This window comes from Oscillatoria nigro-viridis PCC 7112, from assembly GCF_000317475.1.
Lineage (GTDB): Bacteria > Cyanobacteriota > Cyanobacteriia > Cyanobacteriales > Microcoleaceae > Microcoleus > Microcoleus nigroviridis.
This window is the reverse complement of record NC_019729.1, coordinates 5,024,502-5,041,886: the sequence shown is the minus strand read 5'-3', so window position 1 is coordinate 5,041,886 and position 17,385 is coordinate 5,024,502. Positions and strand designations below refer to the sequence as shown.

General features: G+C 47.9%; 14 protein-coding genes. 2 read left to right on the top strand and 12 right to left on the bottom strand.

What is annotated here, in order from left to right; all coding sequences use genetic code 11:
- The first annotated feature begins 34 nt into the window (after window positions 1-34).
- A complete protein-coding gene (locus OSC7112_RS21125; RefSeq protein ID WP_039886668.1) occupies window positions 35-400 on the top strand; it encodes a response regulator transcription factor in 366 nt (121 codons plus the stop codon).
- 65 nt (window positions 401-465) lie between these two features.
- Here the strand turns inward: OSC7112_RS21125 and OSC7112_RS21120 are convergent, their stop codons facing one another.
- The 11 genes from OSC7112_RS21120 to OSC7112_RS21075 all read right to left on the bottom strand — a co-directional run bounded on the left by OSC7112_RS21120 (window position 466) and on the right by OSC7112_RS21075 (window position 14,449).
- Window positions 466-966, bottom strand: coding sequence for a hypothetical protein (locus tag OSC7112_RS21120; protein ID WP_015177813.1), 501 nt, complete (start codon window positions 964-966; stop codon window positions 466-468).
- 427 nt (window positions 967-1,393) lie between these two features.
- Window positions 1,394-4,312, bottom strand: coding sequence for a response regulator (locus OSC7112_RS21115; protein WP_015177812.1), 2,919 nt, complete (start codon window positions 4,310-4,312; stop codon window positions 1,394-1,396).
- A gap of 422 nt (window positions 4,313-4,734) precedes the next feature.
- Entirely contained in the window at window positions 4,735-4,896 is a 162-nt protein-coding gene (locus tag OSC7112_RS41185) for an ATP-binding protein (RefSeq protein ID WP_223300659.1), read from the bottom strand.
- A gap of 15 nt (window positions 4,897-4,911) precedes the next feature.
- Complete coding sequence (locus OSC7112_RS41870) at window positions 4,912-5,034, bottom strand: hypothetical protein (RefSeq protein ID WP_263053538.1); 123 nt, start codon at window positions 5,032-5,034, stop codon at window positions 4,912-4,914.
- A 64-nt stretch (window positions 5,035-5,098) separates the two neighbouring features.
- The gene (locus tag OSC7112_RS41180; protein WP_223300658.1) at window positions 5,099-5,818 is read right to left on the bottom strand and encodes a PAS domain-containing sensor histidine kinase; all 720 of its coding nucleotides are present in this window, start codon (window positions 5,816-5,818) and stop codon (window positions 5,099-5,101) included.
- Complete coding sequence (locus tag OSC7112_RS41175) at window positions 5,791-6,246, bottom strand: response regulator (RefSeq protein WP_041622663.1); 456 nt, start codon at window positions 6,244-6,246, stop codon at window positions 5,791-5,793. The genes OSC7112_RS41180 and OSC7112_RS41175 overlap by 28 nt, the downstream gene beginning before the upstream one ends.
- Before the next feature lie 137 nt (window positions 6,247-6,383).
- Window positions 6,384-6,845: a response regulator gene (locus tag OSC7112_RS21100; protein ID WP_015177811.1), complete on the bottom strand. Its 462-nt coding sequence runs from the start codon at window positions 6,843-6,845 to the stop codon at window positions 6,384-6,386.
- Window positions 6,808-8,766, bottom strand: a complete 1,959-nt coding sequence (locus OSC7112_RS21095; protein ID WP_015177810.1) for a sensor histidine kinase — start codon at window positions 8,764-8,766, stop codon at window positions 6,808-6,810. Before OSC7112_RS21095 ends, OSC7112_RS21100 begins: the two co-directional genes overlap by 38 nt.
- Before the next feature lie 1,441 nt (window positions 8,767-10,207).
- Window positions 10,208-11,413: a 4-hydroxy-3-methylbut-2-enyl diphosphate reductase gene (locus OSC7112_RS21085; RefSeq protein ID WP_015177809.1), complete on the bottom strand. Its 1,206-nt coding sequence runs from the start codon at window positions 11,411-11,413 to the stop codon at window positions 10,208-10,210.
- A 239-nt stretch (window positions 11,414-11,652) separates the two neighbouring features.
- On the bottom strand, window positions 11,653-13,089 hold the full coding sequence (locus OSC7112_RS21080) for an ammonium transporter (RefSeq protein WP_015177808.1): 1,437 nt from the start codon (window positions 13,087-13,089) through the stop codon (window positions 11,653-11,655).
- A gap of 448 nt (window positions 13,090-13,537) precedes the next feature.
- Window positions 13,538-14,449 carry an SGNH/GDSL hydrolase family protein gene (locus OSC7112_RS21075; RefSeq protein WP_015177807.1) on the bottom strand — a complete coding sequence of 304 codons (912 nt, stop codon included), beginning with the start codon at window positions 14,447-14,449 and terminating at the stop codon, window positions 13,538-13,540.
- 281 nt (window positions 14,450-14,730) lie between these two features.
- Here OSC7112_RS21075 and OSC7112_RS21065 point away from each other — a divergent pair, with 281 nt between their 5' ends.
- Window positions 14,731-15,333, top strand: a complete 603-nt coding sequence (locus OSC7112_RS21065; protein WP_015177806.1) for an IS607 family transposase — start codon at window positions 14,731-14,733, stop codon at window positions 15,331-15,333.
- A 388-nt stretch (window positions 15,334-15,721) separates the two neighbouring features.
- Here the strand turns inward: OSC7112_RS21065 and OSC7112_RS21060 are convergent, their stop codons facing one another.
- A complete protein-coding gene (locus tag OSC7112_RS21060; RefSeq protein ID WP_015177804.1) occupies window positions 15,722-17,323 on the bottom strand; it encodes an ammonium transporter in 1,602 nt (533 codons plus the stop codon).
- Window positions 17,324-17,385: the final 62 nt, after the last annotated feature.

Genomic DNA, 17,385 nt, shown 5'->3' with positions numbered 1-17,385 from the left:
CGTTTCAACCCAGAAACTTGGTAGGGATTATTCTATGAGTACAGTTATGGTTGTTGATGATAGCGTCACTCTGCGGGAGATGATCGCCGACTTGCTCAAAGGTAGAGGACTAAACGTCACGGTAGCGAGTGATGGCGTAGAAGCTCTAGAGCAAATCAAGGCTAACCGCCCCGATTTAGTCGTTCTGGATATAGTGATGCCCCGGATGAACGGCTACGAAGTCTGTCGTCGGCTCAAAAGCGACCCTAAAACCCAAAATTTGCCGGTGGTAATGTGTTCGAGCAAAAGCGAAGAGTTCGATCGATATTGGGGAATGAAACAAGGAGCCGACGCTTACATCGCCAAGCCATTTCACCCTCAAGAATTGGTCGGCACTATTAAGCAACTGCTGCGGGGTTGAAGTAGAGGAATAGGGACGGGAAAAAAATGTCTTGAGTGCTGATTATTTCTGCTCCCGCAGCCTCTCTAAACTACTCGATTGACAATAGTCCAAACATCCCCGTCCGATCGCACGTAGGGAACAGAAATACTCTTAAAACCAGTAATAAAAGGCTTGTAATAAACCTGCCAGTAGCTGGGACTAATTTGGTCGGCGATAGCTTTGAGTTCCTTCACTTCCGCTGCCAGTTCCGCCGCCAGTTCATTAATCCGTTCCGCGTGTCCCTGAGCTAGTAATCTTCCTTCTTCAACTTGCTGCTCCAGCGGAGTGATTCTTTGCAACTTTACCGACTGCTGCTGTTTCTGAGTCAGTTGAGCAGACAGAGCCGCGATCGCGTCATCTATACCCTTGACTTCTGCAGACACTTGTGCTGTTTCCCTTGCGTGACGCCGATAAGCATCGGCGATCGCTTGGGGCGAATCACCTGCTGGGACAACATCGGCAAGACTAATAAGCTGCTGGCGTTCTAGGCGCAATTCCTCAATTTGAGAGTAAATTGCCTCTATATCTGTCTGAAGTTTGTCCACCTAATTACCGCGTGGTTGTTGGATATTTTAGCATATTAACACAAACCCATCCCCTAATCGGCAGAGAAATTGCATATTTTAGGCGGGCTAGAAGCAAAGCCCGACAAACAGATGTTGAATAGTTTGAAAAATACAAACTTTTATATGTCTCAGTTGAGCGATGCCGTCGATATCCAGTCGGGTTAATCAGGCCGTGTCCGGTAAAATCAGCATTAGAGAGTGGTAGTGAGGAATGCAAGTACGAGCGAGTTTTACGAGGATGAAAATCGACTGACTTGCGCGAGATCAATTCGGGGGTTCCTCGATCGGATACAGGTTTTTTATTTGACCGCGAATGAATCACGTGGCGGGTATCCTGGATGCTTTCGGTCCCTAAAAACACAATTGCCAATTCCCATTACCAATTATCAATTATTAATTAATTTTTTTAAGTTGTTAGCCCTTGCTGCCTCAACAGGACTATAGTCTCTACCAACACATCGGGTTGCACAGGTTTAGACAGATGTCGGTCAAAACCCGCAGCAAAAGCACGATCGCGGTCTTCATCCCTAGCATAAGCCGTCAGAGCGATCGCCCAAAATTTCCCTGTCTGCGCGTTCAAAGAACGCAGCCTTCGTAGCAGCGAATAACCGTCTTCCTCCGGCATTCCGATATCGCTGACCAAAACATCCGGGCTAAACTGAGAAGCCACCTCAAACGCCTCAGCAGCAGACGATGCAGCCCTGACAGCGGCCCCGGAATCTGTCAAGACAAACCTCATAAATTCCCGCGAATCAACCTCGTCATCAACCAGCAAAACCTTAACTCCCAGTAAATTACCAGCGCCAGCCAAAACCGGCGCTTCCTCGCCGCCGATCGAATTTACCTGCATCGAAGGGAGACGGAAAGTAAAAGTCGATCCCATATTCAGTCCCGGACTGCTCGCCCAAACCGTGCCGCCGTGGAGTTCCACCAACTGCCGGACGATCGCCAGACCCAGCCCCAAACCGCTATAATTGCGAGTAATCGTAGCATCCGCTTGCCGGAAAGACTCAAACACGTAAGGCAAAAAATTCGGTGCAACCCCAATTCCAGTGTCGGTAACAGCCAGCTCAACCTCCGCATCAACTCGCTTCAGCCGGATGTCAACTCGCCCCCCGGGCGGCGTAAACTTAATCGCATTCGTCAGCAAATTCCAAATCACTTGCTGCAAGCGGCCGGGGTCTCCTGATACCCAAAATTTCGGATTTAACTGAGATTCAGGATTGCCAGAAACCTCCCCGGGTGGGGAAAACTCTGCTGTTTCCCAGCCCAAATCTACAATTGCAAACCGTAAATCGATCGACTTAGCATCGGCGGCCAACCGCACCGTATTCACCGCTCCTTCCACCATCGAAATCAAATTTACCGCACAAGGATTCAACGTCAACTTGCCGCGAATAATTCTAGAAATATCCAGCAAATCATCAATCAATTGAGTTTGCAATTTAGCATTTCGCTCGATCGTTTCTAAAGCCCGCCCAGTAGCAGCCGGACTCAAACTGCGTTGCAGCAGCAGTTGCGCCCAGCCCAAAATCGCGTTTAAGGGCGATCGCAGCTCGTGAGAAAGAGTGGCCAAAAACTCATCTTTCATGCGATTTGCCTGCTGAGATTCCTCGTAAAGTCGGGCATTGTCGATCGCCCCCGACACGGCCTGAGCCAACTGCATTAAAATAGTTTCATCATCTTCGGCAAACTCCCCCTCGTACTTGTCCGACAACTGAATCAATCCCAGATTTCTGCCGTCCCGAGCCGTCAGCGGTACAGCCAGCCAGCCCCGCATCGGCGGGTGCTTCCCCGCAGCCTTGCCGAACCCCCGCCATGCCGGGTGAGCCTCTAACTCGCTTTGAGTCATTCGCATCGGCTGTTGGTACTGGCAAACTTTTTGGTAAATGCCCGTACCGTCTGGCTCTTCGCAGTAATCTCGCCACGCAGCGTATTTTTCTGACATCGAAAACTTGCTAATTCCCGCATCCCAGTTGGCGGTCGGGTTGAGGTTGACCGCTACCTGGTGGACTTCCAGAATTTGGCGGGCGCTATCGGCAGCTAACTGAAGTATTTCTGCCACCGACAGCGTGGAGTTGATAGCAACTGACGCGGAGGTTAACTTTTGCAGGCGGTGCAAATACGACCGCTCGCGGGCCAAGGCGCGGGAGCGATCGTATTCTAATTGTTTGCGATCCGTAATGTCGATCGCCACGCCGAACAGCCGAAGGGGTGTACCCGATGCGTCAAAAACCATCCGCCCTTTGTCGTGAAGCCAAATCACTGAGCCGTCGGGTCGCACTTTGCGGTATTCCGACTCGTAAACTCCCGTGCCCGTGAGTGCGGCATTCAAATCTGCCAAAAACCTTTCGCGGTCTTCTGGATGCACCGCATTCTTTTTTTGCTCAAAAGTACCACAGGTGCTGTCTGGGCCCAAACCCATCTGTGTTGCGGCATTGGACGAACGGCGGACTTCCCCCGATGCCACATCCCAGGTAAAAGCGATGGTGTTAGCTGCTTCTAGGGCAAAGCGCAAGTTTTCCTCGCTTTCTTGCACCCTCGCTTCTGATAATTTGCGATCGGTAATATCCCAAACCACGCCGATCGACCGCACCGATTTACCCGTATCATCATCAAAAAACTTGCCCCTACCCGCGATCCAGTGCAAGCTGCCGTCGGGCCAAATAACTCTAAACTCGTAGTTGTATTCTATTTTGTTTTCTAAAGCAAAACCAAGCGATCGGGCGACCGAGCTCTGGTCATCCGGGTGAATGCAGCTAAAAAACGCTTCGTAAGTTCCCGCAAAACTGCCTTTTTCCAGCCCGAATAACATTTCGTGTCCCTCCGACCAAACCACCTCCCCATTTAATAAATTCCAATCCCAAGTTCCCATTTTCGAGGCTTCGATCGCCAATCTCAGCCGTTCCTCCGAAATTGCCAACTGCGCCGACGTTTTCGCGTAGTTCTCGCGCAACTGCTGATTTTTCAAGCTTTCGCCCACGGCCCCCGCCAGCCGCTTTAAGTGCCGCCCTTTGAACACGTAATCGCTCAAACCCGCTTTCATAGCTTCGACTGCCACTTGTTCGCTGCCGCTGTCAGTACACATAATTACCGGACAATTCGGGTAGCGGCTGTGAACTTTTTGGAGAATACTTAATCCGTCGCTCCAGTGCAGTTGGTAGTCGGTAATTACTAGGTCAAAACCCCCGGCTGCCAGGATGTATTCTAGAGTTTGGATATCAATAACCGATTTCATTTCTAAATCGGGAAAAGTTTTCCTCAGTTCTCGCTCGATCATCAGGCGATCGTTCGGGTTGTCGTCGATCAACAGAATAGACAGCATTAGCCTTTTAGTTTTTGTATTGGCGCAAACATTCTTCAATCTAAGAATATGTTATTAAGCAATCTCGCTATTTTGAATATTTACTGAGATGGTCAATTATACTTACAAATAAGTTTATTGTATTTGCAAGTATTTATTATATCTTACAGATTGTAATATCCTCAGCCACCCTTTTAGGGGCGTGTCCACAAGCAAATTAATGAAGTAAGTTGTTGTAAAACAGATCGGAAAGCATGCTCAAGCGGGAAAGGTGCAAGAGATGACTTAACTCTTACTATACTAATTGTTTATTCTGTCTTCTGGTGTGAAGACGCGGGTTAATTGATTCTTTGAGCTACAGCAGAATATTGCTGTTAAAACCCTCTTCCCTAGAACCTCATCTGTTAAATCCCGATTCACTGCGCGTTGCCGAACTTGCTTCCTCAAGTCTCGGACTTGCGTAATTTTACCCAGAAGCGAGTACCGATTCCCAGAGTCGATTTCAGCCCGATCGCACCCCCCATCCGATCGACTCCTTTGTTCGCGATCGCCAGCCCAATTCCCGTCCCTGGATAAACTTCTCGAGCGTGCAGGCGATCGAACAACCCAAAAATCCTCTCTTAAAATCTTTCGGCAATACCAATGCCGTTGTCTTCTACCAAAAGATAGACATATTTCTCCTCAGCTTCTGCATAAACCCGCACCTGCGGCTGTATCCCAAGCTGCACGAACTGGTGGAGCATTTGAGAGCAAGTTAGCCAATACTTGCAGCAGCGTAGCAGGATGGGCCAACACCGTAGGTAGCGGTTAGACAACCGTTATCCGAGCTTGTTTTTGGGCAATTTCTGCCTCTATTTGCGCGATCGATCGAGCTACAATTAAATTAAGAGAAACTGCTTTTAGTGGCAAGTTAGCTTTGCTGAGGTGGCCGTACTCTAGCAAATTTTCGATTAAAGTATTCATCAGACTTGCAGCCTCATTAATCCGATACAAGTAATCCTGTGCGGTAGCCTCCAACTCGCTGGCTTTATCTTTTAGCAACATTTCAGCAAAAAACGAAATTCCCCGCAGAGGAGCGCGCAAGTCGTGAGAAACTGAATAGGTAAACGATTCGAGCTGTGCGTTAACTTCTTCTAACTCAGCAGTACGCTCTCTCACCCGCTCTTCCAAAGTTTCATTAAATTCCCGCAAAGCAAGTTCAGCCTGCTCGATCTCAGTAATATCTTCAACCAATCCCTCAATGGTACTTTCACCTTCTGCGCTGTAGAGATATTGAGTAAACCGAATCCATTTTACTCTACCGTCTGCCAAAGGAAATGTAATTTCAATATTTTGAGACCGAGACTCCCCTGAATCTAGGGGTTGCCCAAACAATTTCTGAAGATAAATCCCTTGGACATCTGCTAAATTGCTGGCATCAAACAATCGCAAAAAAGCTTGATTGCTTTCCAAAAGCTGCCCCTCGAAAGTCGCTCGAAAAACTCCGAAATTTAAGTGTTCTAGCAGAGAATGAAGTTGATTTTCCAATCGGGCGACTTCCAGGCGGCAACTCGATCGAGCACTGCGCGAACCGTAACGCCAAGGCGGACATAGTGCTGCGGCGACTTGATAATGTAGTCATCCAATCCTGATTTCATCGCCTCTACAGCAATTTCTTCATTGCCAGTATTCGCAAACATTACAATCGGGCATTCTGGATAATTGGCTTTGATAGTTTTAAGCACATCTAAACCGTTCGTCCAGCGTAGTTGGCAATCAGTAATTACCAGATGGAATCTGCCTCGTTTCAGTGCTTCTCCGAATAATTTATCGTCAAAAATTTCCGTTATTTGCAATTTCGACAATTGCCGCTCTAATTCGCTTTTTACGAGCAGCCTATCTGTTGGGTTGTCGTCAATTACCAGAATGTGTACCACTTTAACAATTGATAATTTGGCTGTTAGCTTGAGTGCCACTCACTCCTAATAAAAATGTTGGAGGTTGTCCTCTTAAAATAAAAAATGACGGGCTTCCTCGCTCAAAACTTAATTCACTCGTTACCAGAAACAGCCTGGTAACGAGGAAACCAGCAATAAAAACTGGTAAAAAGCCACTACAAACCACGAAATTCTATCGGTTCCGGCAGTTCGGTATAGTTTAGCCAATACTCCCTAAAACTCTGCATCATTTCTAATAAAGAAGCAAACCCGACTGGTTTAACTAAATAAGAATTTACCCCTAAATCGTAAGCTCGCTTGACATCAAGTGTTTGGCTAGAAGAAGTAAGCATAACCACCGGCAAGCGTTTTAGTTCCGGCTGCTGCCTCAGCCAAACCAGAACTTCGTGACCGGAGCGCCTGGGCAATTTCAAATCTAGTAAAATTATCGCAGGTAAAGGATAGCGATCGCGATCGCTGTATTCTCCGTCCCCATTTAAATAAAAAACCGCTGCATCTCCATCTCGCACAATTTGCAGCGAAGTATTAGCAAAAGTCTCATTGCGAAATGCCCGCTGCATCAATAGAATATCAACGGGGTTATCTTCCACCAGCAAAATCGTCTGCGTTTGCGTCATGCTTCCTCAGTTGTATCCAAAATCGACTGCCTTGTCCTAATTGAGATTCCACTCCAACTTGACCGCCCATGCGATCGACTCCTTTTTTTACAATAGCTAATCCTATACCAGTTCCAGGATAAGATTCGATACCGTGCAGCCGTTCAAAAACCCGAAAAATGCGTTTTTGATGTTCGGGAGCAATACCGATGCCGTTGTCTTCTACCCACAGACGGATGAGGGCGACTGGCAATAGAGGGCTGGCCGTAAGTAACCGGGAATGTTCCCACTGTCCCACAGTTTGCCTTTCCAATTCTCCCGCTATATCCCTGTCTGTCTGTCCCTCTTGAGGCAGCTCAAGTTCCTCTGCCCATATCTGCACTTGGGGTGGTGCAGCTTCCACAAATTTTATAGCATTGGTGAGCAGATTGGCGATTACTTGAACTAAAGTAAGGCGGTGGGCAATTACCGCAGGCAAGGGCGATCGAACGCTGATTTGAGCGTGCCTGGATTTAGCGTCAGCTTTGACCATAGCAATTGCCTCGGCCACAGCAGATTCTAACTCTAAAACTTGCAGCGATAAATCAGCGCGGCTGAGGCGGCTGTAAGCTAGCAAATCTTGGATTAATGCTTCTAATTGTTGCCCAGAATTAACAATTTGCTGGGCGTATTCTTGACCGAGCTCGTCGAGGAGGTCGCGGTAATCTTCTAATAAAGCTTCAGCTAATCCCTGCATTCCCCGCAGAGGAGCCCGCAAATCGTGGGCGACGGTATAGGTGAAAGATTCTAATTCTTCGTTAGCAGCTTGAAGTTGATTGGTGCGGAGTTCTACTCGCCGTTCTAAGGTAGCGTTGAGCATCCGAATTTCCGCTTCTGCTTGTTTGCGCGCAGTTACATCAATGGCGGTACTAATTACTAAACTTCTGCCGTCAGAAAGCTTGCCTAAAGGTGCGGAATAAAAGTCCCAAATGCGAGTTTCGCCGCTGGCTGTGGCAATCATATATTCGCCTTCAGAAGTGCGGGCATTTAATTGGTGCAGCCGATCGATATCTGCTTGCACTAGCGATTGGCGGCTGTGGTAAGCTTTTTCTGTCCAATCTTCTATTGTGGGTATTTCTGAGTATTCGTAGCCTGAGAGTTCTGTCCAAGCGCAGTTAATTTGCAAAACTTCTCCGTTTTCAGCGTGCAGCATAATTGGCAGCGGTGCCTCGATAATGGCGCGGCGGAAACGTTCTTCGCTTAATTGTAGGGACTGGCGATCGTGTTCTAGCTGTTCTAACAGTTGATTTTGCTTGATTTCGGCATTGTCGCGCAAAGTTCGATCGCGCTTCACCAAATAGTAAACCACCACCATCAACAGGAAATTTACTAAAGCAGCAACGGTAAAAGTCAGGATTGTCAAATTAGCGCTGGCTTGAGATTCTCGGGCGCGCTGCTGCAATAGCTGAGTTTCTTCCGCAGTCATGGCGGCTATCTGCTGCCGAATATCGCCCATGATTTGGTTTCCCCTAGCGGATTTAACTCGCCGCAGGGCTGCTTCTAAGTTTTGTTCGCGTCGCAGATTGATGGTTTTTTCAAGTTCGGCTAATTTAGAGTCGATCGCAATTTTCAAGTTGCGAATGCGCTGTTGCTGCCGGTTGTTGTCGGCGGTTAGCTGCTGCAATCCGACTACTTGTTGGTTGATGCGGGCGATCGCGCTGTGATAGGGTTCTAAATACCGTTCTTCTCCCGTCAGCAAATAACCGCGCTGTCCGGTTTCAGCATCTTTTAAGGTGGAAAGCGTGGCTTCGAGTTCGGTTAAAACTTGGTGAGTGTGGCTCACCCAGCGTTGGTTTTCGACTAACTTGAGAGTATTGCGGTAGGAAGTTGCCGCATTTAAAATTAGCAGCGCCAAGACCATTCCGATACCTGCGGTGATTTGGGGAGTCAGCGATTGTTTCATGAAATACTCGCCGTGGGAGTCCTGCTTTTTTTATTTTAGCTGGATTAAGACTACCCGAATTTTTGGCGCGGTCAGAGACGGCGACTAAAGCCTATAGCGCGTCGCGTGAGAACCCCGGTCTTTCCCGCAGGGTATGAAACGCACTTGTAGCCTTTAGGCTACGAGTCTGTGTTATAATAATTGAGCAATGCCGAACAAGTAGGCGTATCAACTACGTGATGAACTATTCCTAGTACGGTGAGATTCCCGGCAGTAAGACACCCTCAGCGTTCATCGTCTGAGAAAGACTAAGGCACAGCCAAGCAACGCAGGATAGTGAGCGTACCGAACTGGCAAGCGTGTTGAAAAGTGCGAACGAAAGCATACAAAAAGTAAGCGTAATTGCAACACCGAAAGGTAGTTGTTTTGAACGTCTAGAGGTGTCTTGACAGCACCTTTAAGAGTGTTAAAGTTTCTCAAGAATCTCCGTACCTTCAGGTCGGAGAGTGTCAAAAATTTAAGGTTCAAAGGTGCGATCGATCTTGTTTCTAGTTTAGCCTCGCTCCTCCTCGCAGCCCCCTGGGAGCATTTCATATTTGTAAAAACACTGATTCTGGCTCCTGACTTCTGACTTCTGACTCTTTTCTCCTGGCTTCTGACTCCTGACTCCTAACTCCTATTTCTAGCGGAGGGCTGCTTTCATTGAGATGCTCCCCAGCCCCCTTAAGTCGGAGATGCAATAAATCGCTTTCTTGCGTTTCGTGGTTGAGGCAGAAACCAGACAATCTAGCATAGCCTGCAAAGCTTAATTCGCCTTTTTTTTTGCATCGATTTTTGTATCGTTCGTGTTCCTTTGGCAGTTTCAAATTGCGGCGCAAAGAAAAGAGTTTTTACCTATTGACTCCTGTTGATTTTTGGGGTATATTTTAGATAATGGGAGTGGTGACATAAATTTAAATTTTGTCACCACTCCCATTATTAAATAATACCCGATCGAGCTAGCCAAGTCAAGCTTTTTCCCCCCAAAAAAAAGGCGAATTTTTAATATTTTATTTAAGAAATAATCTTGTGGAGGCAGGGAGAAATTCACAGAGGCGAGGACGCGGGTGAATAGTATCAGAAATCTGAAATGCGAGCGATCGGGTAATTGGGGAGAATTAATGGGTTGAAATTAGTTTAACATCGGAATTACAGCATATTCGGTGGTTCATGAAGTACACTATAAAGCTATATTATGTGGTGTTAATCGGTAGGGTGCGTCGCTGCTTCTAATTTGATAAAGATTGCTCGCCAGATCGGTGGCGACGCACCTGACTCGCGTCGCTCTTCTTGTGTGTACCGCACATACATGGAATATGCTGTATATCTTTTTGCGAGCGAGAAGCTCGATCGCACTCGCAAAGAGACACTCGCCCTGCACTGAAAAAAATATGATTCCGAGTGCAGTGCCGCAACAATATAATTACACAATCGCAGCCGCTTTCGTCGCGAAAATGCGATCGATCGCATCTTCAACAACCTTATCAGGCGTAGAAGCACCCGAAGTCACGCCCACCACAATTTGACCATCCGGTAACCAACCTTCAGTTACGACCAAATCGGCCCCCAAAGGCTTGTGTTCGATCCGATTTCCGGGTAAAATGCGCTCCGCACAATCAATGTGATAAGAAGGAACAGTTTTGTCGATCGCAATCTCCTGCAAATGCGTAGTATTAGAAGAATTAAAACCCCCAATCACCAGCATCAAATCTAACTTTTCGTCAACCAAACTCAACATAGCATCTTGCCGTTCCTGAGTCGCATCGCAGATAGTATTAAAACTCTGAAAATGCTCGCTCAAATTCTCCGGTCCGAACTTCCGCATCATCGTCCTTTCAAACAACTTGCCAATATTCTCCGTCTCAGTTTTGAGCATAGTAGTTTGGTTGGCAATCCCCACCATTTCCAAATCCCGATCCGGGTCAAAACCAGCAGAATAAGCCTTACTAAACTTAGCAAGAAACTCATCGCGGTCGCCCCCATGCAAGATATAATTGCTGACATATTCAGCTTCTTGCCAATTCAGCACAATCAAATACTTATCAGCAAAAGAACTCGTAGCAACAGTTTCCTCATGCTTGTACTGACCGTGAATAATCGAAGTATAATCTTTCTTCTTGTGCTTCTCAACAGTATTCCAAACCTTAGAAACCCAAGGACAAGTAGTATCAACAATCTTGCAGCCCTTATCATTAAGCAACTGCATTTCTTGGACACTCGCTCCAAAAGCAGGTAAAATTACCACATCGCCGCTATCGACAACCGAAAAATCTTTCTGCCCCTTCTCAACAGGAATAAAACCAACTTCCATATCCCGCAAATGCTGATTTACAGACGGATTGTGAATAATCTCATTAGTAATCCAAATCCGTTCCGAGGGGAAATGCTGGCGAGTCTCGTAAGCAATAGCTACAGCGCGTTCCACCCCCCAGCAAAATCCAAAAGCCTGAGCGAGTCGGATCGTGACTGCGCCGCGTTCCAGCCTGTAATTATTGTCGCGAATTTGTTGGATCAGACTGCTTTGATAAGCCGTCTGCATCACCCCAGCTACCTCAGCTTCGTGTCCAAAACCCTTGCGGTGGTAGTTTTCCGAATGTTGGAGCGATCGTTTAAAAGCTTTAGTATCCATGCGGTATCGAGTAGAAATCTAGGTTAATTACCTTTGATTTTAGAATGCCTGGGGTGCGATCGCGATTATTGGCTCAGTGGGTTCGAGGGGATATGCTATTTATACGATCGACACATTGAATTGAGAGCAAAGAAGAATGAACGCGACGAAAGCGGTTCGTTAAAAAAAACTCAAAAAAAAAGCGTAGAGACCCAGATACCAGCGTCTCTACACGATCGAACTCCCACAGAAAATCAGCTTCAAATCTTCTTCGGCGCAAAAGGAGAACTCGATTCAAACGAACTGAAACCGCCGGCAAAATCCTCACCGTAAGCTTCTTCCCCGTGCAGCCCGATATCCAAACCTTGGTCTTCAGCAGATGAGGGCACTCGCAGTTCCATAAACTGCCCCAAAATTTTCAGGATCGCAAAAGTGCCGACAGCCGCAAACACGTAAGTAGCTAGAACGCCTACAAACTGGGTCACGATTAGCCCCGGATTCCCGGCAAACAGACCGTCATTTCCGGCAGCGTTAACCGCTTTAGTCGCAAATAAGCCAGTCAGAATCGCGCCCACAGTTCCGCCGACGCCGTGAACCGGGAAGGTATCCAAAGAGTCGTCAAATCCCAGCTTAGCCCGCCAACTAACGGCAAAGAAGCAGCAAACCGAAGTGATCGATCCGATCAAAAGTGCTCCCACTGGAAGCACGAATCCAGCCGCAGGTGTGATGCCCACCAATCCCGCTAGGAAACCGCTAGCAATTCCCACTGCTGTGGGTTTGCCTCTGAGCACCCATTCCACAATTGTCCAAGTTAAACCGCCGGCTGCTGTTGAAATCATCGTGGTGACAAAAGCCACTGTTGCTAAAGAACCAGATCCCAAAGCGCTACCGCCGTTGAAGCCAAACCAGCCGAACCACAGCAGCCCAATTCCCAACAAGACGTAGGGTACGTTGTGGGGGGTGTGGGGCTTGTTCAAGTGGTCTTTGCGGGGACCGATTACCCAAGCTGCGATAACGGCTGATACGCCCGAACTGATGTGTACGACTGTGCCGCCGGCAAAGTCGAGAGCTCCCATCGCCCCCAGCCAGCCTTTACCCCAAACCCAGTGGGCTAAGGGAGAGTAGATGAAGGTAGACCACAGCAGCACGAACCAGAAATAGGTTTTAAATGTTACCCGTTCGACGATCGCCCCGGAAATCAAGGCTGGAGTGATGATGGCGAACATCATCTGATAGACCATGAAGACTTGGTGGGGTATTGTCGGTGCGTAGCCGATCGGATCGGGTTTGTCTGCCGTGACGTTGTTCAAGAACATCCAGTCGAAGCCGCCGATGAAGGTTTCGATTCCTTGGGCAAACCCTTTATCATTGAGGTTGCCGGGGGTGACATCAAAGGCCAAACTGTAACCCCACAGCGTCCAGGTGACGCCGATCAGTCCCATCATGACTAAGCTCATCATCATGGTGTTGAGGACGTTGCGCGATCGCACCAGTCCCCCGTAGAAAAACGCCAGCCCCGGTGTCATCAGCAATACCAGTGCTGAGGAGACCAACATCCAGGCCGTATCGCCGCTGTCGATCGGATTCGGCGCCACCGCAGCCGCACCAGCAGCATCTTGAGCTAAGGCATTGTGCGTCAGCGGCACGCTTAACAGCCACAGCGCGATGATGCCGATCGTTAAACTTTTTTTGATCACGTTAGTTGTACCTTTTCATACTCAGCAATTTTCAGGGAAGACCGAGCCGATTTTAGATGCGAGGATTTTAGATGCAATAGTTATTTGGTTTTAAGTCCCTGTTTTAGCGGAACAAATCTTCAATAGATAATTCCCCCATCCTCAACCCCCGGACTTCGTATAGCCGGACTCATCTAAATTCGTCAACCATCAATCCAACGGTCTGTGCCTTTTGGATTGCACCATTTGTACAAACTGTTATTCTGTATCACCCTATACAAAATACCTAAGTATCATATTTCTTAATCTATCCGTCGCTACTTGACATAGCCCATGACAGCAGATCGATCGGGAAGGGGGAGTTGAGGAGAGGGGAAGAGTTTTGAGTTGGGGAGAACGGAAGGAGGAGAGGGGGAGAGTTGGGGAGAATCTGACTTCATCCTCGATCTTTCTAACTAAGGACTAAGGACTAATTTTTCAACTGCATCTGATCGAAGAGTTGCAGGGCCGATCGCCAAACCAGATAACCTCGATCGTTAAGGTGCAAGCCATCTGTGCTGAGTTCGGTTGGCAAATTGCCGTCAGCATCCGCAAACAGCGGGTACAAATCCAGATACAAAACATTTTCAGAACTAGCAATTTCTTTGAGGCGTCGATTTATTGCCCGAATCCGACTGTTAGGAATTGCCAACAGCCGATCGCGATTTTCCCAAGTAGCTTGTTCCCCGCTGTGGGGCAAAATCGACTGCACAACCACTTGTGCTTTGGGGTGAGCCCACCGCAAATCGCGAATAATCTGCCGCTGGTTGTCCAAAATCCCTTCGTCGCTGGTTCCCCGCAACAAATCGTTAATCCCAATCATCACAAACACCGTATCCGGCGCAGTTCGATCGAACAACTGCAACCGCTTCAGCAAACCCACGGAAGTCTCCCCCGAAATCCCTTGATTCAGCCAAATTCGATCGACTGGTAACAGCTTGGTCGGGAACCACATACTTAGAGAATCCCCAGCCAAAATACTCAGTCTTGAGGGTCGATTCGCAGCCGCCGCCTCAGCTTCTCGACCCAACTGCGTCACCCACTGCTGGTAAGTCCATTTGTGTCGCGGTCCTGGAACGGGCACGTCTAGCACTGCCTTTGCAGAGATCGCCGGTTGGCCAATTTGTTCCTCAACCGCTTCTGCCGTCACCGCAGCACTTGCCGGGAAGATTTCTGTCAAGTTGTTTCCCCGCAGCAGCAGTTGAGCGACTGTAAGTATCAGTACCCCGTTCGTCACCAAAGATAGCAAAGCCCAAACCGGAACAGCTTTCGATCGGCTAACTTCCATCCCTAAGAGGGATTTATGAGTTCTACTTCTGCTACCCCCTCCAAACTTCTCCATAAACTCAAGCTATTTGCAGGCTTCACACCGAATAATTTGCACTGATTGCTGCATCAAATTTTACCCTTCAATTAAACCCTCAATTCTTGTAAGAATCAAGCTCTGTGCTGTGTTGGGCGCCACGGCGATGCAGAACTATGCTTTTTCGCACTACTTTACCATAAAAAATCTGCCTGCCAAAGTTTCTGGCACCGCAATCGAATTTGTCAAAGCGGCAGCACAGCACAAAAATATATCTAAAAGTGATCGAACTTACTCAGTTGTGATGCTAAAATCCAAAAATGAAAAAATTAACTATAACTGAAGCAGCCAAAATTAAAGGTGTGAGTGCTTCCACCTTACGCAGGTGGGAAGCCGAAGGCAAGCTAATACCGGAACGCACCGCTAACGGTCACAGACGGTATGACCTAGCTCATCTTCTGGGGTTAAAACCCAACGGCGCTTTAACCATAGCTTACGCTCGGGTTAGCAGCCACGACCAAAAAGATGATTTAGACAGACAAAAACAAGTTTTGGAATTGTTTTGTGCATCTCACGGCTGGCAATTCCAAATCATTGATGATGTGGGTTCTGGGGTTAATTACAGTAAGCGGGGTTTACAAGATCTAATTCGGGCGATCGCAGACAATCAAGTAGAAAGGTTGGTACTAACTCACAAAGACAGACTGCTGAGATTTGGTTCTGAACTAATTTTTAATTTGTGCGAACACTTTGGGACAGAGGTAGTGATTATAAATCAAACCGAAAATACTAGCTGTGACGAGGATTTAGCTAAAGATATACTAGAAATAATCACTGTTGTCTCCGCCCGCCTTGATAGCAGCAGGAATCCCAAGAACAAGCGCGTCGTCGAAGAACTTAAAGCAATTGCCGGTCAACTCTAATCCATACACCAGTTTGCCAAGTTCGTTAGTTACAGATTCTCAATTACCAATTACCAATTACAGACGCACATCTCATGCAATCGAAAACTGCATCTACGCAATTAAAGGTGAACTAAGCTGCTACGCATCTAAATTGAATACAGAGACGGGCTGTCCTGCCCGTCCCACAATAATTGCAAACAAATTGACTGTCAAATTAGATGCACAACAGCTTAGCAATAAAAATATGCCCGCGTTCGCATCGAAGATTGAAACGCGAGCACAACGATAAACAGCCATAAGTTGGGGGCTATTTCTGATTGGGGTTTTTCTGAATAAAGGGGTCAATTAGCTTATAAATAGCTAATCTAGGACACGAAAGGTGAATTGAGCGATCTCTTCGCACGCTCTACAGTTTGGTAGTCCTCCCCCCAGAAATCCCACCGTAACCGCCGTAGCCACCCTCAATTCTGTTGTCCAAGCTCGTTTCCTTCACAAACCCCGTGTAAGCTTCCATCCCGTGTTCGCCGATATCCAAACCTTCAGCCTCCTCTGCTGCAGAAACGCGGATACCCAGCAAAGCTTTGAGTGCCATCCAAAAAATCGTACTCAGCAGCACGGTCATCCCGCCTACAGAGAAAATGCCTAGCAACTGCGGCCCGAGTTGATCGAAACCTCCGCCCAAAAGCAATCCGGCCTTGGGGCCTGCGGTATAAATTCCCGTTCCAGGCCCGTCCGCAAACAAGCCAACCGCAAGAGTTCCCCAGATGCCGCAGACTAAGTGAACTGAAGTTGCCCCTACAGGGTCGTCAATTTTCAAGTTGTCGAAGAAAGTTACGGCGAAAACTACCAGGATACCGGCGATCGTGCCGATAATGGCAGAGTTGGGGACGTTGATCCAAGCGCAGCCTGCTGTGATCCCGACTAAGCCTGCGAGGATGCCGTTGATAATCATCGAAAGGTCGGGTTTGCCCAGGTACAGCCAAGCAGTAATCGTTGCAGCAACTCCCCCGAAGGCGCCGGCGGTGTTGGTGGTGATGGCAATGTGGGCGATCGCATTTGAATCGACTGCCATTGTCGAACCGGGATTGAACCCGAACCAGCCCAACCACAGAATCAAACAGCCCAAGGTGGCAATGCTCATATTGTGTCCCGGCATCGCCACAGTATCGCCGTCGCGGTACTTGCCGATCCGCGGCCCCAAAAATGCCGCTCCCATCAAAGCAGCCCAACCGCCTACCGAGTGAACCACTGTCGAACCGGCAAAATCCGAGAAGCCGGCTTTTGCCAGCCAGCCGCCGCCCCAAATCCAGTGTCCGGTAATCGGGTAAGCAATGCCTACTAGCAGCAAGCTGAAAATTAAGAAGTCAATGAATTTAACTCGCTCTGCAACTGCTCCAGAAACGATCGTGGCAGCAGTTCCGGCAAAAACTAATTGAAAAAAGAATTTAGCGTTGAGGGGGACTCCCGTCCAGTTTAATGCCTTGAAAATGCCTTGATAAGCGTCTCCTGTGGCGGGGCTGTTGTCAGCTACATTCCACAGAAAAAATCCGCCGCTGCTGCCGATAAAACCGTTGCCGTTGCTGAACATTAAGGCAAAGCCGATCGCCCAAAATGCGATCGTAGAAAGCGCAAAAACAATCAAGTTTTTTGACAACACGTTAACGGCATTTTTTTGGCGGCAAAAACCGGTTTCCAACATACCGAAACCAGCGTTCATAAAGAACACTAGCATCCCAGCCACCATGACCCACATGGTATCCATGCCCACCTTAAGGCTTGCTAATTGTTCCTCGGTGGTTGGCGCGGGAGCGGTTTGGGCTACCGCCGCATATCCCCACACCAAGACGATGATTGCTGCTATTGGTATGCAGGCTTGCCAACTTGGACTGAGGCGGGCGATCGTCCTGTGTAATTTCTTGAACCTGTTAACTTTCGTAAAAAAGTTAGCTGCTGGCAAATTTAAAGACTCCTGCCTGACTTGTTTCGACTTTTTCTTTCCGACAGTCATTTTAATCACTTTCACCCTCTTTACGGTTAGTAAGCTCAGCAATATTCGGAAAACTTTCCAAT